Raw genomic sequence first — 23,252 nt, 5'->3', positions numbered from 1 at the left:
CGTGCCTCGCCTTTCATGAACGCCTCTTTCGAATCTTCCACGCGCGACGCGTCTCACGTCGGCGTCTATGTTCATCCCGCCGATGCAAACGCCGGCCAATGGACCGTCAGTCACGCGGACCGGCCGCATCTGTATCGCATCCTGCATCGTCTGAATGCGGGCGAAGTCCGTGTCGATACAGTGGTCGATCTCGACAATCTCGAAGCCAAGCTGCAAAAGTGGCGGCGTGAAGGCTTCGTGAAGCATCGGGAAGATCAGGCGTCGTCTCCAAACCGTCATGCGTTCATGCAGGACTTGAAGCGCGCGGCCGTTGCAAGCGTGGGCGTCGTGAGCATGGTGGGCAGCACGGTCATCGACTCCGTGCCCATGCCGACGGGTGCGGGCGGACCCTTCGTTCCCGCACGGAACCCGGCCTATCTCTTCGCGGCACGCTCACGCGACATCCTCTTGGACATCGTCGAGAACCGGCGCCTCTTGCTGATCGGGCATACGGGAACGGGCAAGACGAGCCTCATCGAACAAGTCGCCGCGCATACGAATCAGGGCGTGCTGCGCTCGAACATGAACGGACAGACGACAGTCGGCGACTTCGTCGGCTTCTGGACCGTCAAGGGCGGCGAGACCATCTGGATCGACGGCGTGTTGCCCACCGCCATGCGCGAAGGTCTCTGGCTGATCGTCGACGAAGTGGACTTCGCCGAACCCGCGATACTCGCCGTCCTCACCGCCGTGCTGGAACCCGGCGGACGTCTCCTGCTCAAGGAGAGGGGCAACGAGATCGTGACGCCGCATCCCTCGTTTAGATTGTTTGCGACAGCCAATGCAGTCGGCGCGATGAGTCAATATCGGCACTTGTATCAGGGCGCCAACGTGATGAACGAGGCGTTCCTCGACCGCTGGCGCGTGTATCAATTCGACTACCTTTCTCCCGCCGATGAAGCCGAGGTGCTCGTGCGTACCTTCGGCGAGGGCGTGAGCGCATCCATGGCGACGACGCTTGCCTCCATCGCGGCGGACTGTCGCGCTGCCTTCGCGCGCGAAGATCTGTCGAGCGCGTTCTCCACGCGCAGGCTGCTCGACTGGACCGCGCTCATGCTGAGAAGCGGCGACCCGGAAGCCGCCGCGGGTCCGACGATCTACGCCAAGGTCAGCGCCGAGGACGCCGCGTTGATCCGCGATATCGTGCAGCATTACATCGCGAGATGAACGCATCGACGCCGATGGATGACGACAATCTCGCGAAGCTCGCGCGCACGCTGGCTCGTCGTGACGATCTGGAAATCGGCTTCTCACCGGACGGGCCTGTCGTGCGCGGCAAGCTGCTTTTGCTGCCGGATACGCTCGACCCGACGACGCAAAACGACACGGTTAATGGCTATCTCGACTTGCTCGTCGCGCGGCATTGTCATTGCGATTCAGACGCACTCGACAAGACGGCAGCAGGTGCACGCGGTATCGCTCGCGCACTCGACGACAGACGCGCGTGCGCCCTTCTGCTCGATGCTTACCCCGGTGCCGAAGCGTTATTGCGTTCGTACCGCGAGCATCGGCAGGAACTCGTTCTTGGCGGCTGGCAGAAGCTCAGTTGGCGCGAGCAATTTGCTTGGCGCGTCGAACGCGCGCTCTGGAACGAGCAAGCGACGGCCGTGGAGGACACGCCATCGTTGGGCACGGCGCTTCATGTGATGGAAGATATCCTGCGCGAAGGGCGTGCGAGCGTATCGACGGAACAAAGCGTGCGTCTTGCAATGCGCGCGCTCGAACGCATTGCAGCGCTATCGGCGGGCGACATCAACAACATGATGTTCACCGTGGACCACGAGTCGGCATCCGAGCCCAAATACGACGCAAGCAGCGAAGAGTCGACGCCCGCGCATTCCAGCGCGGCGCCACTCGACGATTCCTCGCCCGATTCTCAAGGCGATGCCATCGCGCCCGAAAGCAATGCATCGCCGATCGAACGACCGACACGCTCCGTTCCCCTCACCACGGAATTCGATCGCGTGACCGATCTCACCGGCATGGGCGACCCCACCGCATGGCGCAAGCTGCGCACGCTGGCGCGCGCACAAACAGGGCCGTTGAAGGCACGTCTTGAACGCGCATTGAAGGCCGACGAACAAACGCACTGGCAGCGCGAACAGGAACGCGGCGAACTCGACCGGCCGTCGCTCGTGCGTCTTGCAACATCGCCTGGCTATCGCACGCCGTTTCGTGCGGCACGCGCGCGTCCCGGCCGCGATGCCGCCGTCACGCTGCTGATCGATCGAAGCGGCTCCATGGCTGGGCGCAAGATCGAACTTGCACGGCTATGCGCGACCGCGCTGTGCGACGCGCTCGAACAACTCGGCTTCGCATGCGAAGTGCTGGGCTATAGCTCGATAGAAGACGCGGACATGCGCGCTTATTACGAGCGCTGGCTCTCTAGTGGACACACGCCGCCCGAAGGCTTCAATCGCTTTGTCGAAAGACTCGATTTGCAAGTCTTTAAGCGCTTCGATTCGGCCAATCTCAGCGGGCTTGCGCGCATAGCATGCGGCCACGAAAATCCCGATGGCGAAGCGCTGACCTGGGCCGCCGAAAGATTGCTCGCGAGACGTGCGCGCCGTCGCATACTGATGGTTTTGTCGGACGGTTATCCGGCGACGGGAGAAGGTCATCCCGCGCTTTTGCGTAGCGATCTGCGCGAGCGTGTGCGCGAAGTGCTCGCGCGTAAAGTGGAACTCATCGGTATCGGAATACTCGATGACGCGGTCGAAGAGTTCTATCCCGTATGCAGCGTCGTGGAAGAGCTTCAGCAGTTGCCCGCGGCGGCGTTCGAAGTGCTGGGGCAGACACTGCTCGGGCATCGGGAATGGATGCTGGAACACATCTAAACGCGCTTCCTCGGCGTATAGCGGCCGGGCGTCGTGCCGAAGGTGCGGCGAAACACATCGATGAATGCGCTGATGTTTTCATAGCCGAGTTCCAGCGCGATGGTCGTCACCGGCGCGCCATCCGCCACGCGTTCCAGCGAACGCAACATGCGTGCTTGCTGACGCCACTGCGCGAAGCTCAACCCCGTATCCGCGATGAAGCGACGGCTCAACGTCCGAGACGACACGCCTGCCCACGCGGCCCATTCTTCCAGACGGCGATTGTCCGCGAGATCGCGGCCGAGCGCATCCGTTATCTTGACGAGCGCGGCATCGGCGGGACGCGGTAGATGAAGCGGCTCTTCGTGCGCAGCCGCGAGTTCGTCGATGATGACATCCGCGATACGCGCCTGCGATGCATCGAGCGGTTCGCCCGGCCATGTCGCCGCGCGATGCACGGCCTCTCGCATGAGCGCGCTTGCGCGGATGGCTCGCGGTTCCTTCGGCAAGGCCCCGCAGCGCGCTTCGGCAATGAACACGCTCCATCCCGCGAACGGCCCGAAAGACCGCACCGAATGCGCGCGATGCGGCGGAATCCAGATCGCATGAATGGCGGGCACGACCCAGCGGTGAGATTCGAGACCTATCGACATGAGGCCGCTCAACGCGCCCATCAACTGTCCGCGCGCGTGACTGTGCAGGGACATTTCGCGCGGCGCGGCTTGCGTGAGTTCGGCGGCAGCGAGAAAAGGCCCGTCTGGCGAAGTGACGAGGTCGGGGCGAATGAGCGGGGTAGTCATGGCCGGTTTGCCGTATCGATTGGCTTTTATACCGGAGATTGGCCGCGCTCGCATGGCTAGACTGGATGCATTCGTCACGGAGGCACTATGAAAGCCGCAATTGTCAACGCAGCAGGACAACAACCGTTCTACGGCGACTTCGCCGAACCCGTCGCAACGCCGGAACACCACATCGTTCAGGTCAGTGCCGCCGCGCTCAGTCAGCTCGCCCGCGCCAAGGCGTCGGGACAGCATTACTCGTCGGGCAAGGTGTATCCGTTCGTCGCGGGCGTGGACGGCGTCGGGCGTCTGGATGACGGCACGCGCGTCTACTTTTTCAATCCGTCTGCGCCCTTCGGCGCGATGGCGGAACGCACGCTCGTGCCGCAATTACGTAGCGCGCCGCTGCCCGATGCAATCGACGATGTGACCGCCGCTGCCATCGCCATTCCCGGAATGTCGTCGTGGGCCGCGCTTACCGAGCGTGCACGCTTCGTCGCGGGCGAGACCGTGTGGATCAACGGTGCGACGGGCACGTCCGGACAACTCGCGGTGCAGATAGCGAAGCATCTCGGTGCGGGCAAGATCATCGCGACAGGGCGCAACGCGGCGGTGCTCGACGCGCTGCGCGAAGCCGGCGCCGATGTCACGATCGCCCTTGATGAAAACGAGGATGCGATGTCGCGTGCTTTCGAAGCGCAGTTCGCGGAAGGCGTCGATATCGTGCTCGACTATCTCTGGGGTCCTGGTGCGCGTGCCTTGTTGATCGCCGCCGCGAAAGCATTGGACGATGGCCGTGTCTTGCGCTTCATACAGATCGGCTCGATTGGCGGCGCCGAGATCGGCTTGCCGGGCGCCGTGCTGCGTTCCACTGCAATCACGTTGATGGGCAGCGGGATCGGCAGCGTTGCACTGCCGCGCTTGCTCGAATGCGTGAAGGCGGTACTGAACGCGGCTGCATCGGGAGCATTACGTGTCGATGCAAAAGCGGTGCCGCTCTCGCAGTTGAGCGAGCACTGGGACGGCAACGACAACAAACAGCGCACGGTGTTCGCCATGCGTTGAAGTTTAAAGTCCCGGCGCACCGCTCTCAGCGCAAGTCCGCGCGAAGGTCTCGCACACCGCGTCCCAGGCGTTGACGCAAGAGCGTGCGCAGGGTTGCGCCATCGACATAACCGACTTCGGCCGCGATAGCTTCGAGGTCGAGACCGCTGCCATGCAAAAGCGCCTGCGCGCGTTCCACCCGCAGATCCTGAAAGTACGCGAGCGGAGACTTGCCGAGCACGTCCTGACACCGGCGTTGCAGCGAACGCGTGCTCGTCGCGAGCGCGCTGGCGGCCTCCTGAAGCGAGAAGCCTGACTTGAGGTGCTCTCGCGACCATCGCTCGAAACGCAGAATGAGCGGATCGGCTTGCGCCAGATGATTGGGGATCATGTAAGGCGCTTGGGAGGAGCGAAGGTCCGCAAGCAGATAACGCGACACCAGATTCGAGAGTTCCGGGCTTGCCTTGCGGATCAGCCACAACGCCAGATCGAGATGTCCCAGTGCCGCGCCGGCCGTCACGCCCACATCGGTCGGCACGAGCATGCGCGATTCGTCGAGCAGCACATGCGGATAGCGCTGCCGGAAAAACGGACCGAGCCACCAGGTCGTCGTCGCTTCGCGATGATCGAGCAGCCCGGTTTCCGCCAGCAGAAACGTGCCGATGCACGACGCTGCGATAAGCGCGCCCTCGTCGTGCCATTGCAGCAGTTGCGCTCTGGCCTTTCTCACATCCGGCCGTTCGAGCGCGGGAACGAGCAACTCGGGCGTGCCGGTGCTCAATGCCGGCACGATCACCCAGTCGGGCTTCAGGTCGGCTGCAACCGGCCGAACCGGAATGCCGAATCCCTGCGCCGAGCGGACCTTCTTGCGCACGCCGACCAGCGAAACATCGAACCGAGGCGCACCGCCCGTGGCCTGAGCGGAGAACTTGTTGGCGAGCGTGAACGCATCGAGCAAGACCGTGAGCCCGGTATCGAACAGGCATTCCAGAGCGACGATTGAAATTCGCATGGCGTAAATGCCCTCAAAGTTGGCATTTGCGACGATACCGGTTTTTGCGTCCTAAGACTACAGTGAGCTCCGTTGTACATCGCAACGCAGTCAAGGAAGGAGTTCACCCATGAAGGTATTCGCAGTTGGATCCATCACCAATCCGCCCACACCGGAGCAGCAGCAACGGATCATGCCGAAGGAGGTTCCGCATACCCTGCAGCTTTATCTCGATGGCAAGATCGAGCAATTCTGGTTCCGTCAGGACCGTCCGGGCGTGATGTTTCTGATGGACGTCGAATCGGTCGACGCGGCCCGAGCGGAAGTCGGCGCGCTGCCGCTGACCGAAGGCGGTTTCATGACTTTCGACCTGATTCCGGTGGGTCCGCTCGCGCCGCTTGGGCGGTTGATTCAGAAGGGCTGATCAGGCGCGTCATGAAAGTCGAAGGGCGGCCATTCATTGGCCGCCCTTCAACACGCTACTTCGCAAACATCTACTTCTTTCCGTCGATCACCGCGACAACCTCATCCCGCGTGTATTCCTTGTTAGCCAGCGCGCCCGTTGGCGTCTTGGCCAACACCGCGTCCAGCTCTTCAGGCTTCACTTCGAGCACCGGCATGCGGATATCGTGCGGAATCTTCTTCCCGGCCAGCACCTGCTGCGTGACCCAGAACGCAAACGACGAAGCCCCCGGCGGAATGGTCACCGACATGGTCTCGTAGCCGGTCTTCTTCTGCTCCGCCCACCACGCCAGTTCTTCCTGCCGGTTGCCGAGGATGATGATAGGCGTCGGCCGGCCCGCTGCCTTGATGGCCTGCGCCGTACCGAAGCCATCGCCGCCTTGCGTGACCACGCCATCGATCTGCGGCAGGGTCGGCAAGATACCCGCAACCTGCTTCTGCGCCACGGTTTGCGTCCAGTCGCCATGCACCGAACCGACGATCTTCAGGCCCGGATACTTCTTGAGCTGATCGACGATACCCTGATGAATCTCGTCATCCACGGAAACGCCCGCGAGCCCGCGAATTTCCAGCAAGTTGCCCTTGCCGTTCAGACGCTTCGCCAGATAATCCACCTGCATGCGCCCCATGCCCTGAAAATCCACGGCGATGCGATACGCGCACGGTTCGGTCGCGATGCCGTCGAACGACACGACCGTCACGCCCGCGCCGCACGCCTGCTTGATGACGCCATTGAGCGCGGAGGGCGAGACGGCATCGACGGCAATGGCCTTGAAGCCCTGCAATATGAGATTCTGAATCTGCTGGACCTGTTCGGTCGCCTGACTCTCGGCGGTCGTAAAGGTGGGTGCGGCCGCGACGACCTTTTGCTTTACAGCCGGGTCCGCCACGTTCGACCAGCTCTTCAACATCTGCTGACGCCAGCTATTGCCCGCGTAGTTGTTCGAAAGCGCGATCTTGAGCGACGAAGTATCGCCCGTCGCAACTTGCGCCGATGCGCTTGCCGACAACGCCACGAAGCAGGCGCCGGCAAGAAACGACAATACTGTTTTCACGTTGCTGTCTCCTTGTAGATGTGTCTTTATCGTCCGACGCCACGCACGCTCACGGCCACGGAATAGAGTGAAGAAGTCGCCGCGATGAACAAGCGATCGCGATTCAACCCGCCGAAGGTCAGGTTCGCCACCACTTCGGGAATGAGTATCTTGCCGAGCAACGTCCCGTCCGGCGCATAACAGTGCACGCCGTCTTCCGCGCTCGTCCAGACATTGCCATGTTCGTCCAGACGCAAGCCATCCGGCACGCCGCTTGGCATGTCCACGAACACGCGGCTATTGCGCAGCGCTCCGTCCTTCGCGACATCGAACACGCGGATATGACGCGGCGCGGTGTCGTCGTGCGATGCCGCCGAATCGGCGATATACAGCAATGACTCGTCCGGCGAGAACGCAAGACCGTTCGGCTTGACGAAGTCATCGCAAACCAGGCGCACGTGCGTGTCGTCGGGGGAGACGCAATACACGTTGCATCGGCCGATCTCGCTTGGCGCACGATGCCCTTCGTAATCGCTCATGATCCCGTAATCGGGGTCCGTGAACCAGATCGCGCCGTGTGAATCGACCACCACGTCGTTCGGTGAATTGAGCCGCTTGCCTTCGTATTCCGATGCAATCACGACGATGCTGCCATCGTGCTCCGTGCGTGTCACGCGGCGCGCGCCATGCTCGCAACTCACGAGCCGCCCTTCGCGGTCGCGCGTATTGCCGTTGCTGTAATTCGACGGCGCGCGATACACGCCCACGCCCATGCCCGGCGCCCAGCGCAACATGCGGTTGTTGGGAATGTCGCTCCAGATGAGCATGTCCGCCGCCGGAAAATACACCGGACCCTCGGCCCACAGACAATCGCCCGTGATCTTCTGCAGTGGCGCATTGCCCTGCATCAGCCACTTGAAACGCGCGTCGTGAATCTCGAACTCTCCTGACTTCATGTGTCTCCTCCTTTTTTGAATCCGTTTCAGCGCATCACCTTGCCGCCCGCGGCCACCGTCACCGCGATGATGAGCACGCCATACACGATGGAGCGCACGCCCGCATCCGCACCTACCGCGTTGAGCACGGCATTCGTGAGAAAGAGGAACATGGATGCGCCCCACACGCCCGTGATGGTCGGCTTGCCCCCTGTCACGAGCGTGCCGCCGATCACGACCACCGCAATCGATATGAGCATGTACTCCACGCCCATGTCGAGCGATGCGCCGCCCGATACCGAAGCGAGCAGCAAGGCCGTGAGCGCGGCGATCATCGAAGAAAGCACGTACGCGATGCAGCGCGTGCGGTGCACGTTCACGCCCGCAAGCCATGCCGCGCGCGAGTTCTGACCGATAGCGGAAAGCTGGCGCCCATACACCGCGCGATGCAAGAGCACGCCCAGCACGAGGGATAGAACCAGCGCCACGAGCGCGATATACGGCACGTTGAGGAAGCGTCCCGTCGCAAAGGCTCCGAGCGCGGGAGGCGGCGGCGGCAGTTGCCGTCCTTGCGTGATGGCGACCGACTGAATGATGAAGCTCGACGACAGCGTGGCGATGATCGGCGGAATGCGCAGCAAGCGAATCAATGCGTAATTCACGATGCCGATCACGATCCCCACGCCCAGCACCGCCGCGATGCCGAGTGCAATGCCGCCGTTCGTGCCGCCCATCACGTGCATGCCGACGACGCCCGCAAGCGCTATCGTCGATGGCACCGACAAGTCGATATTGCCCACGCCCGACGTGATGACGAGCATTTGCCCGAGCCCGACGAGCACCATGAAGACGCCGTAAGTGAGCGCGGTCTGCGCGACATTGCTCGCAATGCCGAAGCCGAAGATCACGACGATGGCGAACCACACCAGCACCGCGCCGACGAACGACCAGGCCCAGGGCGCCTGAATGCTCTTGAGGCGCGTCCAGGTGCTTCCATTCTTGTCCGCGAGTGTGTTCATCGGCGCTCTCCACGTTGCAGCAGCACGCGCAACGAAAGCACGACGATGAGAATCGCGCCTTGCATGCCGACCTGCCAGTCCGACGAAATGTTGAGGAACGCGAGGAACGATGCCGCGAGCGTCAGCGTGATCGCACCCAGCACCGCGCCGATCACCGACACGCGTCCACCGACGAATTCGCCGCCGCCGAGGATCACGGCCGCGATGGAAAGTAGCGTGTAACGCAGTGCAAGGTTGGCATCGGCGGAAGTGGTGAGACCGAGCAGCGACAGACCCGACAGCACGCCGAACACGCCCGCTATGCCATACAGTGTCGCCTTGCTGCGCACGAGCGACCAGCCGAAGCGGCGCATTGCGCGCGGATTGCCGCCCGCACCACGAATGCGCACGCCCGCCGACGAGCGCATGAGCAGCAAGTGACCGATGATCGCGATCAGCACCGACCACACGATAGGCGCGGCGATGAAGGGCGTCTGATAATTCATTGCGTTGCCGAGCCACGTGGGACTCGTGCCGCCAGGCGACGGCAAGAGCACGATTGCAAGGCCGCTCCACACGAACGAAAGCCCGAGCGTGACGACGATAGACGGTATCTGGCGCAACTCGATGAGCGCGCCGACAGCCGCATATGCGAGCACGCAACCGACGAGCGTCAACGCGCCGAGCCACGGCGTCTTCACGAGCAGCGTCGCGCCGATGCACGCGACGAGACTCACGAATGGTCCGATGGAAAGGTCGAGGTCGTTCACGGTGATGATCGCAAGCTGCGCAAGCGTGGCGAGCACGATCGGCACGGCGAGATTCAGCAGCAGGCTGGAACCGAAGTAACTCATCACCGTGGGCTGCATGACGAGAATCGGCACCAACACGGCGACGAGCGAGATGGCGGGAAGCAAGGCGCGCAAACGTGCTTGCGTATTCGATGCGTTGGCGCGGGTGTTACTACTGGCGGGCGTCATGCTGCTTGCTCCTCGAAACTCGCCGCGAGCAGCGCTTCTTCCGTGCATTCGTCCGCATGCAGCACACGCGTGACGTGACTCGAACGGAACACGTAAGTGCGGTCGCAGTGCGACAGTTCCTCGTTTTCGGTCGTGTACCAGATGAACGTGCGGCCTTTCGCGGCTTCCGCATGCACGAGTTGATAGATGTCGCGTTTCGTGCCGACATCGACGCCGCGTGTGGGATCGTCCATCAGGATGAGTTCTGCATTCGATGCAAGCGCGCGGGCAAACAGCACCTTCTGCTGATTGCCGCCCGAGAGCGACAGAATGCCCGCGTTCATCGACGCACCGCGTATGCCGATCTTCGCGCGCCATGCTTCGACCACTTCACGGGCCGCCGCGAGATCGACCAGACCGCGCGCGCGTTTCATGCCGCCCGCAAGCCAGCGCAAGTCCAAATTCTGCGCAATCGACCACACCGGGAACACGCCGTCGCGAGCGCGATCGCCCGCCACGAAAGCGACTCTCGCATTATTCGTCGCGGCTTCGTAGATGGCGAGCAACGCTTCGGTCTGCCCTTGTCCCGCAAGTCCCGCAAAGCCGACGACTTCGCCACGCGCGGCATCGACGGATGTCTCGCGTTTGGCACCCAGCGTCCAGCGAAAATGCCGCTCGTCATTGCGCGCGTTCTGTTCGCGCACCGTGCCCGGCGTCTTGTCGGCTTCGAGATGCTGCCCCATCGCCTGGATGATCGATTCGCGCTTCGCATCGTCACGGCCCAGCACGCTGACGATACCGCCATCGCGCATGACCATCACGCGGTCCGCCACGCGCTCTATTTCACCCAACATATGCGTAATGAGCAGACACGTAATGCCGCTTTGCGCCGCCTTGCGGACGAACGCAAGCAACTGGTCGGCGGTGTGAGCATCGAGCGAAGACGTCGGTTCGTCGAGAATCACGAGACGCACGGGCGCATCCGTCACCGTGAAGCCGCGCGCGATTTCCACCATCTGTTGCTGAGTGAGGGTGAGATCGGAAACGAGCTCATTGCCCTTCAAACCATTGCCGGGAAAAATCTCTTCGAGCTTCTCGCGCATCAACGCCGTGGCGCGACGCCGCCAGCCGCGTCCATGCAATTGCGGGTGCACGACGCACATGTTCTCGGCGACCGTCAGGTTCGCGCATAGCGACAGTTCCTGGAAGACGCAGCGCACGCCTGCATCGCGTGCGGAGTTGGCGTCGTAGCCTTCGGCATGCTTGCCGTCCACTTCGATAGTGCCCTGCGTCGGTTCGTACACGCCCGCGAGCACGGCCATCAGTGTGGACTTGCCTGCGCCGTTATGCCCGGCAATACCCACGCACTCGCCTTGCAGGAAGGTGAAATCGACATCGGCCAGCGCGCGCACGCGGCCGAACGTCTTGCCGATGCCTTCGAAGCGAATCAGCGCGGCGCGCTTACCGGCATGACCGGTGCCGCCGCTGTTACCGGTATCAAAAGTTGCACTCATTCACGTGCTCCATGTGTGGAGAAAGCGGCGCGGCCCTTGCAGGCATGCGCCGCCATGGAGATCACTTCTTGTCGAGCAGCGCGACGGTTTGCGGCAACGTGTAGGTGACATCGCTGATGCCGCCCGGTGGCGTCGCCGCGAGCTTCGCGGGCAATTCCTGTTGCGAGATTTCAAGCAGCGGCACGTTGATGGTCACTTCCTTCGGGATCTTCTTGCCCGCCAGCACTTGCTGCGCGACCCAGAAAGCAAAGCTCACCGCGCCCGGCGGATTCGACAACGAACGCGACTGATAGCCGGTTTTCGTCTGCTCATTCCACCAGTTGAGTTCGGGATACGTGCTGCCGATAATCATCGGCGGCGTGGGGCGATTGGCTGCCTTGAACGCCTGCGCGATACCGAAGGACATTTCGCCTTCGGTCGCGACGCCATCCACTTGCGGCAGCGTCGGCAAGATACCCGCCACGGCCTTTTGCGCGACCGATTGCGTCCAGTCGCCATACACGGAGCCGACGAGCTTCATGCCCGGATGCTTCTTCATGCCTTCGAGCACGCCTTCATGCATGAGGTTGTCGACCGAGATGCCGGCCACGCCACGCACTTCGAGGATATTGCCCTTGCCGTTGAGACGCTGCGCCAGAAAATCGACGCCCTGTTCCGCCCAGCCCTTGAAATCGAAGTTGACGCGATACGCGCAGGGTTCATCGACGATGCCGTCGAACGACACCACGACCACGCCGGCTGCGCATGCCTTCTTGATGGTGCCGTTGAGCGCGGTGGGCGAGACGGCATCGATCACGATGGCGTTATAGCCTTGCAGGATGAGGTTCTGCACCTGTTGCGCCTGCTCCGTGACCTGATTCTCCGCCGTGGTGAACGCGGGCGCGGCGGCGACCTTCTTGTCCTTGACCGCCTGCTCCGACACGGCGTTCCAGCTCTTCAGCATCGACTGCCGCCAGGCGTTGCCGCCGAAGCTGTTGGACAACGCGATCTTCTTCTGCGAGGTATCGCCGGTTGCGACTTGCGCGTGCGCACCGGTTGCGATGAGGCATGAGGCCAGCGCGAGCGCGGCCGTCTTTCCATTGCGGAACATCCTTGTGTCTCCTTTCATGTCGCCTGCTATCGTTGATTGAATTAGCGTTTTGTCAGGCCGAATGCGTATGGACGATCAGGGCGCGTTCGGCCCTCCCCCTGTGTCGAGAGATAAAGAATGGTACGACTGTTCGAGAAAATTGCGGGCGTTGCGCGGGGCGAGGCCGAGGCTTTGAGACGACATCATGATCACACGCCTTTCGTAAGCGCACGGGCGCGAATGCCGGTGCGATGCTTGCCAGGAGTTGCCATTACCTTTGTCTGTCGCGGTCAGGCCAATTGCAGTGGTCAGGCCACTATACCGCCGAGGCAGTATAACGACTGCCTTTGGCTCGCGCAATTCGATTAACGGAACGGGTAAGGAGATGTCTCCGCGAGCGCGGAGCGCGGGCAACGCCGCGCCTGACGAAGATAAGCCTAGCGCGAACGCAGGCGCCGCTCGACCGCGCGGGTCGCGAGCGTCACCGGATAGCAATAAACGAAGAACAACGCGAGCGCGCTCATGTACATGAGCACGGTGAAGCTCGAATGCGCGACCGTCGTGCTGGCGATCTGCGCGGTATCGAGCACGTCGTGAATGCCGACGAGCGATGACAGCGCCGTGCCCGTCGTGATGATCGCGTAGACGTTCATCCATGGCGGCAGCATGCGGCGCATGCATTGCGGCAGCACGATCAGCAAGAGAATCTGCCGGCGCGACATGGCGAGCGAACCGGCGGCATCCCATTGCGTGGAGGGAATGGACTGCACCGCGCCGCGAAATACCTCGGCAATATTCGCGCTCGCCGGCAGCGCGAGCGCCGCAACCACCTTGAGCCAGTCGGGAAACGGCACGATATGTCCGCCGAGATCGAACTCGAACGGAAACACATAGGTCGTGAAAAAAATCAGCACGAGCCACGGCGCATTGCGAAACGCCTGCACCCAAAGCCGCGCCGCCCGCCCGACGATACCGCGAGCCAGCGAGAGCGAACCGACGAACACACCCAGCACCGTCCCGAATGTCAACGCGCCGATGCTCACCGCGACATTGATTGCGAAGCCATGCAGCAACGCGGGCAGCCATCGAACGAAATCGGCAAGCAGCTGCGCGCCGGGAATATCGCGCGGCGCCATGAGCCATAGCACGAGCGCGGCCACGGCAATGGTCGCGCCCGCATAGGCGCCGGGTCTATCGCTGACCATAACCGGGCACCGCAAGCCGCCGCTCTATCCAGCGGCCCGACACGTTGACGAGCGCCGTGAGCGCGTAGAAGAACGCGAGTATCAGCAGCATCAACGCGAGTACGTTGTCACGCTGCGTCCAGATCATGATCGATTGATACGTGATGTCTCCTACCGCGATAGCCGATGCAATCGCCGATGCCTTGACCAGTTCCACCGCATTGTTGACGAGCGCGGGCAGCGCCGCGCGTAACGCCAGCGGCAACTCCACGCGCAAGAAGCGCGTCTTGCGCGAGAAGCCGAGCGAGTCCGCGCCTTCGAGCGTTTCGCGCGGCAAGGCATCGAAACCGGCGCGCAGCGCTTCGGCATGAAACGCGCCCTTGTTGATCGAAAGCACGATCACGACCCACAGAAACGGTTTGAGCGGATTGTCCGCGCCATGCGCCTGCAGATGCTGCGTGATGAGCGTATTGAGCACGAGAAACGCGCAGTACAGTTGCACGATGGTCGGCGTATTGCGCGTGAGTTCGATCACACCGCGCGCAATGCCTTCGAGCAACGCGCTGCTCGAACGCAACGCCACGAGCAAGACCACGCCGACGATTGCGCTGCCGAGCAGCGTCGCCGCAACGATGCCGATCGATAAGCCGATGCCGCTCACGAACGACGCGCGATCGTAGCTATCGAGCAGAAAGCGGTAGTCGAGTCCCGCGTGCTGCGCGCGTGCAATCAACTCGTGCGCGAACGATGTCATTTCGACGACACCTGCGTCGTGTGCCATTGCGCGAGCGCGGGCGATGGCGGGGTGAGACCGTTCTTCGCTTCGACATCGATCAGCCAGCCTGTGCGATGCCAGTCGCGCACGAAGGTATCGATACGTGCGGCCGTGTCCTTTTCGCCCTGCCGCACCCAGATCACCGAAGGCGCGGGCGCGAGTTCGGGCTGCAAGGTTCGATACGCGCGCCACTCGGGATCGCGCTGTTGCAGCGGATAGAGCAGCGGCGCGGCATCGTGAACCGCGGCCACGCAGTTGCCGCCCTTCAGTGCGAGCAAGGACTCGGCCGCGCCGGGAAACGCGCGCGGAATCGCGCCATACTTTTCGACCACGGGTTTGATGTAGCTGCTGCCCTGCGAGATGCAAACCGGTTTGCCGCGCAGATCTTCCCACCGCATGATGCCGCTCGTATTCGCCGTGATCGCCGTGCCGCCCACTTGATAGTAAGGCGTCGCGACATGATCGAGAATCTCGCCGCGCTGCTCGGTGAATTCCATATTGGCGACGAGTATGTCCACCTTGCCCTGCTGCAAGAACTGCACGCGCGTGGAAGGCTGCACTGAAACGAGTTGCGCGTTCACGTTCAGACGCTTCGCAATGTCCTGCGCCAGATCGACATTGAAGCCGCGCAGCTTTTGCGTGGCTGGATCGATGGAACCGAATGGACCGCCTGTGATCATCACGCCCACGACGATCTCATGACGCGAGTCGATGCGATCGAGCGTGGCATCCGCGTGCGCCGTTCCTGCGCTAATGCCTGCGAGAGTCAGCGCGGCGAACGTCGCGCGCTTGAGCGTGAAAAGAAGAGAAGATTGAAGCGATACGGCAGATGACATCGAAGCCTCGGCTTGCATGTTCGAATTGCGGGACACGCTAGCGTAGGCACAGCGCCGCGCGCTGCAAACGAATCTGATCTGCTAAGGAAAGCACGCGCCGAGAAAAGCGCCGTCACGCCGCATATAAGGTTGTGAAGATTGCTTCGTTCGGAAAGCATCGCGCCATTCCTACAATGGGCCTCTCACCCAAGAGGTAGCGCCGGAGCGCCGAATGATTCCCCTTTCTAGCCACGCATGATGTCTCTCGTCTACGGGCGCGCCGTCGCCAGACTCGATATGGAACCGCCAGCGGGCCTCGTCACGATGCGCGACGTCCATCTGTCGTATGGGACCACGCCCGTGCTGCGCGGTATCGATCTGAGCGTGAAGCGCAATCAGGCCGTATCGATCATCGGGCCTTCGGGCTCGGGCAAGTCGACGATACTGCGTTGCATCAACGGCCTCATCACGCCCGAGCGTGGCGAAGTGCGCGTAAACGGTGTGGATGTCGCGGCCTTGACGCGCGACGAGCAGAAGATCGAATTGCGCAAGCGCATTGGCTTCGTGTTTCAGCAATACAACCTCTTTCCGCATCTCACCGCGCTCGAGAACCTCACCATCGCGCCCGTCCGCGTACTCGGCACGAGCCGCGCCGAAGCCGAACACACGGCGCGCGCATTGCTTGCCAAGGTGCGTCTCGCCGATAAAGCCCACGCGTATCCCGGCGAACTCTCGGGCGGACAGCAGCAACGCGTGGCCATTGCACGCGCGCTTGCCATGCAGCCCGAACTCATTCTCTTCGACGAAGTGACCTCCGCGCTCGATCCGCAAACGGTCGGCGAAGTGCTGAACGTAATCGGCGAACTCGTGGACGAAGGCCTTACGTGTGTGCTCGTCACGCACGAGATGCGCTTTGCCGAGGACATCAGCGACCGCGTGGTCTTCACCGAAGGCGGCGTGATCGTCGAGGAAGGCACACCCGCACAACTTTTTCATGCGCCGCGCGACGAACGCACGCAGCGCTTTCTCGACAGCGCGGGCACACGCGTGCGGCGCACGCGTTCGCGCTCATCCCTCACGCTAGCATCGAATCAATCGTGACGACACCCTCCATCGCCCCTCACATCACGCAGCGCGTCGATACGCTCGTCGCTCAAACGCATGCCATTCTCGAACGCGATGGGCTCACGCGTAACGCGCTCGCCAACATCGCGGCCGCATTGCAGACACTTGCAGACCAGCCCGAGCTTTTCACCCGCGAAGCCTTTCCTCCGCCCGATCCGGCCAGTGGCGATACGTCGACGCGCTACCGTCTCAATCCGGGCAGCGATGGCATCGCGCTCTATTTGAACTCGCTGTTGCCCGGCAAGGCGACGATCCCGCATAACCACGACACGTGGGCCGTGATCGTCGCGGTGGAAGGCAGCGAGTTGAACCGCGTGTATCGCCGCACGGACGACCGCAACGACGAGGACCGCGCGAGCGTCGAGGTGGACCGCGAAGTGCTGGTCGAACCGGGCACGCCCATCGCTTTCCTGCCCGACGATATCCACAGCATCCACGTGACCGGCGAGCAGCCTACGCTGCACTTCCATCTCTACGGCAGGCCGCTCGAAACGCTCACGGGACGTCTCGGTTTCGAAAACGGCAAGATCGTTCGATACAACCAGACGCATCTGCACCGTCAGACCCAGGCGGTCGGCTGATGACGGACGAGCGTACCGCGCTCGCCACGCGGCTCATGCACGCGGGTCTCGCTGGCTTCGAGAATGGCGCGGCGCCGGTGAACATGCCTGTGGTACGCACGAGCACCGTGCGCTTTGCCAGCAGCGCCGACTACGAGCGGTTGCACAAACAACGCCACGATGGCGAGGATGTCGCGACTTACGGCCGTCATGGCACGGCGACGCATCGAGCGCTCGAAGCGGTGATCGGCGAACTCGAAGGCGCGGCGCACGCGTTGCTCGCGCCATCGGGTGCATCCGCGATTACGCTGGTGTTCCTGGCGTTGTTGTCGCCGGGCGATCACGTCTTGATTCAGGACAGTGTGTATGGCCCGGTGCGCGAGCGCATCGAGCCTCTGCTTGCGCGGTTCGGCATCGCAGCCACTTACTTTGCCGCGCAAGACGGGCCGCCGCGCCATGCGTTGCGCGCGACGACGCGGCTCGTCTATGTCGAGTCGCCGAGTTCGTTTCTGTATGAGGTCGTCGATCTTCCCGCGTTCGGTGCGTTCGCCCGCGAGCACGGCCTCTTGCTCGCCGCGGACAACACGTATAGCGCCGGCGTTCTGCATCGACCGCTCGAACACGGCGCGCATATCTCCATTCAGGCGACGACGAAGTACATAGGCGGACACTCGGACATCATGCAGGGTGCGGTTGCAACGAACGACCGCGCGCTTGCACTGCGTCTGCGCGATACCCACGATGCTCTCGGCCTGGCTGTCGGCGCGGACGATGCCTATCTGGCGCTGCGTGGCGCGCGCACGCTCGGCGTGCGGCTTGCGCAACATGCGCGGCATGCGCTGGCCATCGCCGAATATTTGCAGACGGAGAGCGCGGTCGCGCGTGTCTATCATCCCGCGTTGCCGGACGATCCGTCACACGCGCTTTGGCGTCGTGATTTTCAAGGCGCGAACGGTCTTGTGTCGTTCGCATTCGCGCGCGGCAAGACGCCCGATGCAACCCGCGCCTTCGTCGATGCCCTGCGTCTCTTTTCTCAAGGCGCGTCGTGGGGCGGCTTCGAAAGCCTTGCGCTCATCGCCCCTGCATCGCGGCTTCGCGTGCATGGCTATTTCACTGAAGATGCACCGGTCGTGCGGCTGCACGCGGGTCTCGAAGACCCCGCCGATCTGATCGACGATCTTCGCCGCGCCTTCCGGCTCACCTGTACCTGATCTCCCATGCCTTCATCATTTGACGCCGTGCGCTTCATCGACGCCAAAACGCTACGCCAGTGGCTCAACGACGGCCGCGAACTCGCGCTGCTCGATGTGCGCGAAGCGGGCCAGTTCGGCGAAGGCCATCCATTCTTCGCCGTACCGTTTCCCTTCAGCCGGCTCGAACTCGATGCGCCGCGCCTCCTGCCGCGTGCCGATGTGCGCATCGCGCTATTCGACGATGGCGCCAACGAAGACGCCGTGGCGCGTCGCGCGGCAGCCCGTCTGCAAGGGCTCGGCTACGGCGATATCGCGATCCTGCAAGGCGGCACGGCCGCATGGCGGCAAGCAGGCTATACGCTCTTTCGCGGCGTGAACGTGCCGTCGAAGACCTTCGGCGAACTCGTCGAACACGAATACGGCACGCCACATGTCAGCGCCGCGCAACTGCAACGCTGGCGCGCCGAACGCGGCGGCTGTCCGATCTCGCTCATCGACTCACGCACGCGCGACGAACATCGCAAGATGGCGATTCCGGGCGCGGTGTGCGTGCCGAACGGCGAACTGGCGGCGCATATCGACGCCTTCGCGGGCTCGCCCGATACGACCATCGTCGTGCATTGCGCGGGGCGCACGCGCAGCATCATCGGCGCGCAGACCTTGCGCAATCTCGGCATCCGTCGCGATGTCTTCGCGCTGGAAAACGGTACGCAAGGATGGGCGCTCGCCGGTCTTGCGCTGGAACACGGCAGCACGCGCAGTTACGCGGACATCATCCCGAGCGCGGCAAGCGCGCACGACGAGGCCAAGGCACGCGAGCGTGCGCAAGCGCTTGCGCGACGCTTCGGCGTGATTGCGCTCGATGAGGCGAACGCGAACCAGTGGCGTCGCGATACCGCACGCACGACCTATCTGCTCGATGTCCGCACGCCGGAGGAATACGCGCGCGATGGTCTGCCCTTCATTGCCCATGCGCCGGGCGGTCAGCTCGTGCAGGCGACGGATCAGAGCGTGGCGGTGCGTCATGCGCGTCTCTTGTTGATCGACTACGACGGCATCCGCGCGCCGGTCATCGCTCACTGGCTCGTGCAATTGGGCTACGAAGCGGCGACCGTCGACGTGGCCATCGTGTCGAAGTGGAATACGCATGCGCCCGCTGCCGCTGCGCTGGATCGAACCGATCTCCTCGAAGAAGCGCCATCCGCGAACGCAATCGTGCTCGACCTGCGGTCGAGCGCGGCGCATGAGAACGGCCGGCCGGTTGGCGCGCGCTGGACCGTTCGCCCGCGCGTCTTCGATACGTTGACCGCCTTGCATGCGCGTCTCGACACGCCGCTGGTTTTGTTTGCCGATGCAGCGTCGGAAGCATCGGCGCGTCTCGTCGCAGCCGATCTGCGCGAAGCAGGTTTCGCCAATATCGAACTCGCCGCGTTTGGGCTCGATGCGTGGGAGCAACGTGGCTTGCCCGTGGATCGCGATGCCGTGAAGTTGCCGCAAGAGACGCGCATCGACTATCTCTTCTTCGTGCATGACCGTCATGATGGCAACCTCGATTCCGCGCGCGCGTATCTCGCATGGGAGACGGGGCTGATTGCGCAATGCGAGCCGGACGAGCTCGCCGCGTTCAAGGTCGGCCGGGCGGCGGAACTCGTCTGACGCCGCTTCTCCTTACATGACGAAGCGGGTCGCGCGCGTCAGCTCGCCGGCTGTGCATCCGTTTTCTCATGGAGCCGATGCGCGTAGCGCGAGGCGTCGAAATCGGCGGGAACGTCGCCATGCATGCGCGCTTCGTGCACATCGAGGTCTTCGAGAAACAGATCTTCGCTAATGCGCCGGATCACGGCCGGTATGTCGCGCTTCATGCTCGGCACGTCGCCGACGGGCACGCCACGGCTCACGAACGCCGCCGGATTGAACACATGAATGTTCTTCAGAAACGGCGCGCTGCCCGGCGTTTTCTCGAGATATTCCAGTGCATCTCCAAGATACGGATGCGCGCCGAGGGCGTCGTCGCGTTCGTCGGCGGCAGCGTCGTATCGATCGCGCCAGAGCAGAACGTGATCGGCTATCCGCGCAAGCTCGGGCCGTGCATGCAGGTCCACCGCGTAACCCGTGCCGGCGATGACGAAATCGAACGCGAACGTTTCGTCGCCGACTTGCGCCTTCACTTGCTTGCCCGCGGCTTCGGCATGCTGCCAGGGCGCGCCGAGATGCAAATGAAAATTGTCGAAGCGCGCGACGCGATCGATCGCATCGGCGGGCGCGGTCGAACCGGCGCGTCTGAAGCGCAGGGCGAGCTGCCAGCGCGTGGCATCGGGCAGAGCGGGGAAGTTGTCGTAGGCGCCGGGATATGCCTTCGCGCGGCTCACGGGCACCGAAGGCAGCGACGCACGCCGCACGAACAGATGCACGGTGGCCGCGCCGGATTCGAGCGCGGTCGCGGCGGCATCGAAGGCCGAGGCCGCCGAGCCGATCACCGCCACCGACTTGCCGCGCAACGCGTTGAAATCGATCGCGTCGGTGGTGTGAGCGACGTGCGTGGCGGGCAGACCGGCGAGCGGCGGCACGATATTCGGCCGGCCGTTGCCCGCGACGCCATTGCCTAAAATTACCTTGCGCGCGGTTTCTACGCGCGTCTGAGTGCCTTCGTCGGTCCGCACTGAAAGATGCAGCCGGAAATGCGTGCCCAACGGTTCGATCAGTGTCAGGGTCGTGCCGTATCGAATGGGAATGGCGAGAAAGTGCCGGTACCACGCGAGGTATTCGGCCCATTGCTCGCGTCCGATGCGCTCGATATCCGCATACGACGCTTCGCCATGCCGCGCCTCGTGCCACGCCTGAAAGCTCAAACCCGGCAAACCGGCCTCGGGTCCGGCGAGATTTTTCGGCGTGCGCAGGCGATTCATCCGCGCATAGGTTTGCCAGACGCCCGCGCGCGTATCGTCGGGCGCGGCATCGATCACGCTCACCCGGCCGATGCCCGCGCGCCGCAGCCCGAACGCGAATGCCGCGCCCGTCTGGCCGCCGCCGACGATCACGACGTTATGGTCGATGCCCTCGCGGCTCGCGACCCAGTCGTCCGGATCGGGACCAATGAGGCGCAGCGTTTCGCGTGCTTGCTGATCGAAGGCTTGGGTCATGGAACGGGGCATCCTGGGATTGTCGGGATACCGAGTATCGAGCCTCGGATTGGCGGTGCAAACGAAGGAATCGTGCTTTTCTAATGAGCACGCCGCGAACCGCGCCCATATCCTTATGCCAATCCGCTATTTCGTTTGCGCCTCGCGCGGTGATAGCCTCGAACGCCTGGAAAACCGAAGGAAGACCGCACGACATGAAGACCTATCCCGTTCGCACCTTCGAGGACGTGCGCGAGCGCTTGCTTGCCCGCCAGGAGATCGCGCTGCTCGACGTGCGTGAAGAAGATCCGCATGCGCAGAGCCATCCGCTGTTCGCAGCCAATTTTTCGTTGACGCGTCTCGAACTCGACGTGCATGCGCGTCTGCCGCGCCGCGATGTGCCGATCGTTCTCTTCGATGCCGGCGAAGGTCTCGCCGTGCGCGCCGCCGACAAGCTCGACGCGCTCGGCTACACGAACATCGCGCTGCTCGCAGGTGGTCTCGATGGCTGGATTCGCGCGGGCGGCGAAGTCTTTCGCGATGTCAACGTGCCGAGCAAGGCCTTCGGCGAGTTCGTCGAAGCGAAGCGTCACACGCCTTCGCTTTCCGCTGAAACGCTCGACGCGCTACAGAAGAACGGCGACGATCTCGTCGTGCTCGACGCACGCCGCTTCGACGAATATCAGACCATGAACATTCCGGGCAGCGTGAGCGTGCCCGGCGCGGAACTCGTGCTGCGCGCACGCGCGCTCGCGCCCGATCCGGCTACGCGTATCGTCGTGAATTGCGCGGGGCGCACGCGCAGCATCATAGGCGCGCAATCGCTCGTGAATGCAGGGCTGCCGAACAAGGTGGCGGCGCTGCGCAATGGGACCATCGGCTGGACGCTCGCGGGGCAGACGCTGGAACACGGCAGCAAGCGCCGTTTCGAGGATGACACGGGACGCGCGCCTCGCGATCTGCAAGCGTCACGGCAGGCCGCGTTTGCCCTTGCGCAACGTGCAGGCGTTCGACGCTCCTCGCTCGATGAAGCCGCGCGCTGGGCGCGCGATACGTCGCGCACCACGTATCGTTTCGATGTACGCACGCCAACCGAATACGAAGCCGCGCACGCGCCCGGTTTTCAGAGCGCGCCGGGCGGTCAGCTCGTGCAGGAAACGGAGATGTTCGCGCCGGTGCGCGGCGCGCGCGTCGTGCTCTTCGACGATGACGGCGTGCGCGCCAACATGACCGCCTCATGGCTCGCGCAGATGAACGTGGAAGCGTATGTCGTCGATGAAGCCGGCCCCGATGCGTTGACCGAGAGCGGCCCGTGGCGTCCCGAACGGCCCGCGCCCGCTCCCGTGCCGACCATCGCGCCAAAGGAATTGTCGGCTTTACTCGACGATCCCGCGAACGGCGTCGTGTTGCTCGACGTTGCACCGAGCGCAAACTACGTGAAGGCGCATATCGTCGGCGCGCACTGGATTCTGCGTTCGCGCATCACGCCCGCTCACGACGATCTGCGCGACCTTCCCGATGCGAAGCGCTACGTCGTCACATGCGGCACGAGCGCGCTTGCGCCCTACGCCGCAACGGAAATCGCGACGCTCACGAACAAACCCGTGCATGTGCTCGAAGGCGGCAACGCCGCATGGGTGCGCGCCGGTTTGCAGACCGAAGGCGGGGAAGCACGGCTTGCGTCGCCACGCATCGACCGGTATCGCCGTCCGTATGAAGGCGTGGGCAATGCGCGCGAAGCCATGCAGGCTTATCTCGACTGGGAATACGGCCTCGTTGCGCAACTGGAGCGCGATGGCACGCATGGGTTCTTCGTGGTGTGATGTCGGGAGAAAGGCACG

General features: G+C 63.2%; 21 protein-coding genes. 9 read left to right on the top strand and 12 right to left on the bottom strand.

The window, feature by feature from the left end:
• Positions 1–15: 15 nt before the first annotated feature.
• Positions 16–1,206, top strand: coding sequence for an ATP-binding protein (locus ACYQ47_RS09025; protein WP_459905158.1), 1,191 nt, complete (start codon positions 16–18; stop codon positions 1,204–1,206).
• Complete coding sequence (locus tag ACYQ47_RS09020) at positions 1,203–2,876, top strand: cobaltochelatase CobT-related protein (protein ID WP_459905156.1); 1,674 nt, start codon at positions 1,203–1,205, stop codon at positions 2,874–2,876. Before ACYQ47_RS09025 ends, ACYQ47_RS09020 begins: the two co-directional genes overlap by 4 nt.
• Here ACYQ47_RS09020 and ACYQ47_RS09015 read toward each other — a convergent pair.
• A complete protein-coding gene (locus tag ACYQ47_RS09015) occupies positions 2,873–3,655 on the bottom strand; it encodes an AraC family transcriptional regulator (protein ID WP_459905155.1) in 783 nt (260 codons plus the stop codon). The genes ACYQ47_RS09020 and ACYQ47_RS09015 overlap by 4 nt on opposite strands.
• A gap of 87 nt (positions 3,656–3,742) precedes the next feature.
• On the opposite strand from ACYQ47_RS09015, the gene ACYQ47_RS09010 reads away from it, so the two are divergent.
• On the top strand, positions 3,743–4,699 hold the full coding sequence (locus ACYQ47_RS09010) for a quinone oxidoreductase family protein (RefSeq protein ID WP_459905153.1): 957 nt from the start codon (positions 3,743–3,745) through the stop codon (positions 4,697–4,699).
• 25 nt (positions 4,700–4,724) lie between these two features.
• Here the strand turns inward: ACYQ47_RS09010 and ACYQ47_RS09005 are convergent, their stop codons facing one another.
• On the bottom strand, positions 4,725–5,690 hold the full coding sequence (locus ACYQ47_RS09005) for a GlxA family transcriptional regulator (RefSeq protein WP_459905151.1): 966 nt from the start codon (positions 5,688–5,690) through the stop codon (positions 4,725–4,727).
• Positions 5,691–5,799: 109 nt separating this feature from the next.
• Between ACYQ47_RS09005 and ACYQ47_RS09000 the strand changes: the two genes are divergently transcribed.
• Positions 5,800–6,093 (top strand): hypothetical protein, encoded by a 294-nt coding sequence (locus ACYQ47_RS09000; RefSeq protein ID WP_250469237.1) that lies wholly within the window; start codon positions 5,800–5,802, stop codon positions 6,091–6,093.
• Positions 6,094–6,163: 70 nt separating this feature from the next.
• On the opposite strand, the gene ACYQ47_RS08995 is transcribed toward ACYQ47_RS09000, so the two are convergent.
• From ACYQ47_RS08995 to ACYQ47_RS08955, 9 genes are all read right to left on the bottom strand, one after another.
• On the bottom strand, positions 6,164–7,186 hold the full coding sequence (locus tag ACYQ47_RS08995) for an ABC transporter substrate-binding protein (RefSeq protein ID WP_250469236.1): 1,023 nt from the start codon (positions 7,184–7,186) through the stop codon (positions 6,164–6,166).
• 26 nt (positions 7,187–7,212) lie between these two features.
• Positions 7,213–8,121, bottom strand: a complete 909-nt coding sequence (locus tag ACYQ47_RS08990; protein WP_250469235.1) for an SMP-30/gluconolactonase/LRE family protein — start codon at positions 8,119–8,121, stop codon at positions 7,213–7,215.
• Positions 8,122–8,147: 26 nt separating this feature from the next.
• On the bottom strand, positions 8,148–9,119 hold the full coding sequence (locus ACYQ47_RS08985) for an ABC transporter permease (RefSeq protein WP_459905150.1): 972 nt from the start codon (positions 9,117–9,119) through the stop codon (positions 8,148–8,150).
• Positions 9,116–10,078 (bottom strand): ABC transporter permease, encoded by a 963-nt coding sequence (locus ACYQ47_RS08980; RefSeq protein ID WP_250469233.1) that lies wholly within the window; start codon positions 10,076–10,078, stop codon positions 9,116–9,118. Before ACYQ47_RS08980 ends, ACYQ47_RS08985 begins: the two co-directional genes overlap by 4 nt.
• Positions 10,075–11,571, bottom strand: a complete 1,497-nt coding sequence (locus ACYQ47_RS08975) for a sugar ABC transporter ATP-binding protein (protein WP_250494498.1) — start codon at positions 11,569–11,571, stop codon at positions 10,075–10,077. Before ACYQ47_RS08975 ends, ACYQ47_RS08980 begins: the two co-directional genes overlap by 4 nt.
• Before the next feature lie 61 nt (positions 11,572–11,632).
• On the bottom strand, positions 11,633–12,661 hold the full coding sequence (locus ACYQ47_RS08970; RefSeq protein ID WP_244830909.1) for an ABC transporter substrate-binding protein: 1,029 nt from the start codon (positions 12,659–12,661) through the stop codon (positions 11,633–11,635).
• A 416-nt stretch (positions 12,662–13,077) separates the two neighbouring features.
• Positions 13,078–13,845, bottom strand: coding sequence for an amino acid ABC transporter permease (locus tag ACYQ47_RS08965; protein WP_459905149.1), 768 nt, complete (start codon positions 13,843–13,845; stop codon positions 13,078–13,080).
• Complete coding sequence (locus ACYQ47_RS08960; protein WP_404989385.1) at positions 13,832–14,605, bottom strand: ABC transporter permease subunit; 774 nt, start codon at positions 14,603–14,605, stop codon at positions 13,832–13,834. The genes ACYQ47_RS08965 and ACYQ47_RS08960 overlap by 14 nt, the downstream gene beginning before the upstream one ends.
• Positions 14,575–15,435 carry a transporter substrate-binding domain-containing protein gene (locus ACYQ47_RS08955; RefSeq protein ID WP_459905148.1) on the bottom strand — a complete coding sequence of 287 codons (861 nt, stop codon included), beginning with the start codon at positions 15,433–15,435 and terminating at the stop codon, positions 14,575–14,577. The genes ACYQ47_RS08960 and ACYQ47_RS08955 overlap by 31 nt, the downstream gene beginning before the upstream one ends.
• Before the next feature lie 234 nt (positions 15,436–15,669).
• Between ACYQ47_RS08955 and ACYQ47_RS08950 the strand changes: the two genes are divergently transcribed.
• From ACYQ47_RS08950 to ACYQ47_RS08935, 4 genes are read left to right on the top strand one after another with little or no spacing between them, the layout of a single operon-like run.
• Positions 15,670–16,515, top strand: a complete 846-nt coding sequence (locus ACYQ47_RS08950; RefSeq protein WP_284503464.1) for an amino acid ABC transporter ATP-binding protein — start codon at positions 15,670–15,672, stop codon at positions 16,513–16,515.
• Complete coding sequence (locus ACYQ47_RS08945; protein WP_459905146.1) at positions 16,512–17,120, top strand: cysteine dioxygenase family protein; 609 nt, start codon at positions 16,512–16,514, stop codon at positions 17,118–17,120. The genes ACYQ47_RS08950 and ACYQ47_RS08945 overlap by 4 nt, the downstream gene beginning before the upstream one ends.
• The gene (gene metC / locus ACYQ47_RS08940) at positions 17,120–18,310 is read left to right on the top strand and encodes a cystathionine beta-lyase (RefSeq protein WP_309846902.1); all 1,191 of its coding nucleotides are present in this window, start codon (positions 17,120–17,122) and stop codon (positions 18,308–18,310) included. The genes ACYQ47_RS08945 and metC overlap by 1 nt, the downstream gene beginning before the upstream one ends.
• A 6-nt stretch (positions 18,311–18,316) precedes the next feature.
• Positions 18,317–19,948 (top strand): rhodanese-like domain-containing protein, encoded by a 1,632-nt coding sequence (locus ACYQ47_RS08935; protein ID WP_459905145.1) that lies wholly within the window; start codon positions 18,317–18,319, stop codon positions 19,946–19,948.
• Positions 19,949–19,986: 38 nt separating this feature from the next.
• Here the strand turns inward: ACYQ47_RS08935 and ACYQ47_RS08930 are convergent, their stop codons facing one another.
• Complete coding sequence (locus ACYQ47_RS08930) at positions 19,987–21,432, bottom strand: NAD(P)-binding domain-containing protein (protein WP_459905144.1); 1,446 nt, start codon at positions 21,430–21,432, stop codon at positions 19,987–19,989.
• A gap of 194 nt (positions 21,433–21,626) precedes the next feature.
• Between ACYQ47_RS08930 and ACYQ47_RS08925 the strand changes: the two genes are divergently transcribed.
• On the top strand, positions 21,627–23,234 hold the full coding sequence (locus tag ACYQ47_RS08925) for a rhodanese-related sulfurtransferase (RefSeq protein WP_459905143.1): 1,608 nt from the start codon (positions 21,627–21,629) through the stop codon (positions 23,232–23,234).
• Positions 23,235–23,252: the final 18 nt, after the last annotated feature.

The sequence above is a fragment of the Caballeronia sp. HLA56 genome (assembly GCF_054655155.1).
The sequence above is the reverse complement of the archived record's forward strand: the minus strand, read 5'-3'. Positions and strand labels throughout refer to the sequence as shown.

What these genes read in the sequence shown, in the direction of transcription:
- ACYQ47_RS09025 (WP_459905158.1), top strand. Translation starts at nt 16, where the DNA reads ATGAACGCCTCTTTCGAATCTTCCACGCGCGACGCGTCTCACGTCGGC.
- ACYQ47_RS09020 (WP_459905156.1), top strand. Translation starts at nt 1,203, where the DNA reads ATGAACGCATCGACGCCGATGGATGACGACAATCTCGCGAAGCTCGCG.
- ACYQ47_RS09015 (WP_459905155.1), bottom strand. Translation starts at nt 3,655, where the DNA reads ATGACTACCCCGCTCATTCGCCCCGACCTCGTCACTTCGCCAGACGGG.
- ACYQ47_RS09010 (WP_459905153.1), top strand. Translation starts at nt 3,743, where the DNA reads ATGAAAGCCGCAATTGTCAACGCAGCAGGACAACAACCGTTCTACGGC.
- ACYQ47_RS09005 (WP_459905151.1), bottom strand. Translation starts at nt 5,690, where the DNA reads ATGCGAATTTCAATCGTCGCTCTGGAATGCCTGTTCGATACCGGGCTC.
- ACYQ47_RS09000 (WP_250469237.1), top strand. Translation starts at nt 5,800, where the DNA reads ATGAAGGTATTCGCAGTTGGATCCATCACCAATCCGCCCACACCGGAG.
- ACYQ47_RS08990 (WP_250469235.1), bottom strand. Translation starts at nt 8,121, where the DNA reads ATGAAGTCAGGAGAGTTCGAGATTCACGACGCGCGTTTCAAGTGGCTG.
- ACYQ47_RS08985 (WP_459905150.1), bottom strand. Translation starts at nt 9,119, where the DNA reads ATGAACACACTCGCGGACAAGAATGGAAGCACCTGGACGCGCCTCAAG.
- ACYQ47_RS08980 (WP_250469233.1), bottom strand. Translation starts at nt 10,078, where the DNA reads ATGACGCCCGCCAGTAGTAACACCCGCGCCAACGCATCGAATACGCAA.
- ACYQ47_RS08975 (WP_250494498.1), bottom strand. Translation starts at nt 11,571, where the DNA reads ATGAGTGCAACTTTTGATACCGGTAACAGCGGCGGCACCGGTCATGCC.
- ACYQ47_RS08970 (WP_244830909.1), bottom strand. Translation starts at nt 12,661, where the DNA reads ATGTTCCGCAATGGAAAGACGGCCGCGCTCGCGCTGGCCTCATGCCTC.
- ACYQ47_RS08965 (WP_459905149.1), bottom strand. Translation starts at nt 13,845, where the DNA reads ATGGTCAGCGATAGACCCGGCGCCTATGCGGGCGCGACCATTGCCGTG.
- ACYQ47_RS08960 (WP_404989385.1), bottom strand. Translation starts at nt 14,605, where the DNA reads ATGGCACACGACGCAGGTGTCGTCGAAATGACATCGTTCGCGCACGAG.
- ACYQ47_RS08955 (WP_459905148.1), bottom strand. Translation starts at nt 15,435, where the DNA reads ATGTCATCTGCCGTATCGCTTCAATCTTCTCTTCTTTTCACGCTCAAG.
- ACYQ47_RS08950 (WP_284503464.1), top strand. Translation starts at nt 15,670, where the DNA reads ATGATGTCTCTCGTCTACGGGCGCGCCGTCGCCAGACTCGATATGGAA.
- metC (WP_309846902.1), top strand. Translation starts at nt 17,120, where the DNA reads ATGACGGACGAGCGTACCGCGCTCGCCACGCGGCTCATGCACGCGGGT.
- ACYQ47_RS08935 (WP_459905145.1), top strand. Translation starts at nt 18,317, where the DNA reads ATGCCTTCATCATTTGACGCCGTGCGCTTCATCGACGCCAAAACGCTA.
- ACYQ47_RS08930 (WP_459905144.1), bottom strand. Translation starts at nt 21,432, where the DNA reads ATGACCCAAGCCTTCGATCAGCAAGCACGCGAAACGCTGCGCCTCATT.
- ACYQ47_RS08925 (WP_459905143.1), top strand. Translation starts at nt 21,627, where the DNA reads ATGAAGACCTATCCCGTTCGCACCTTCGAGGACGTGCGCGAGCGCTTG.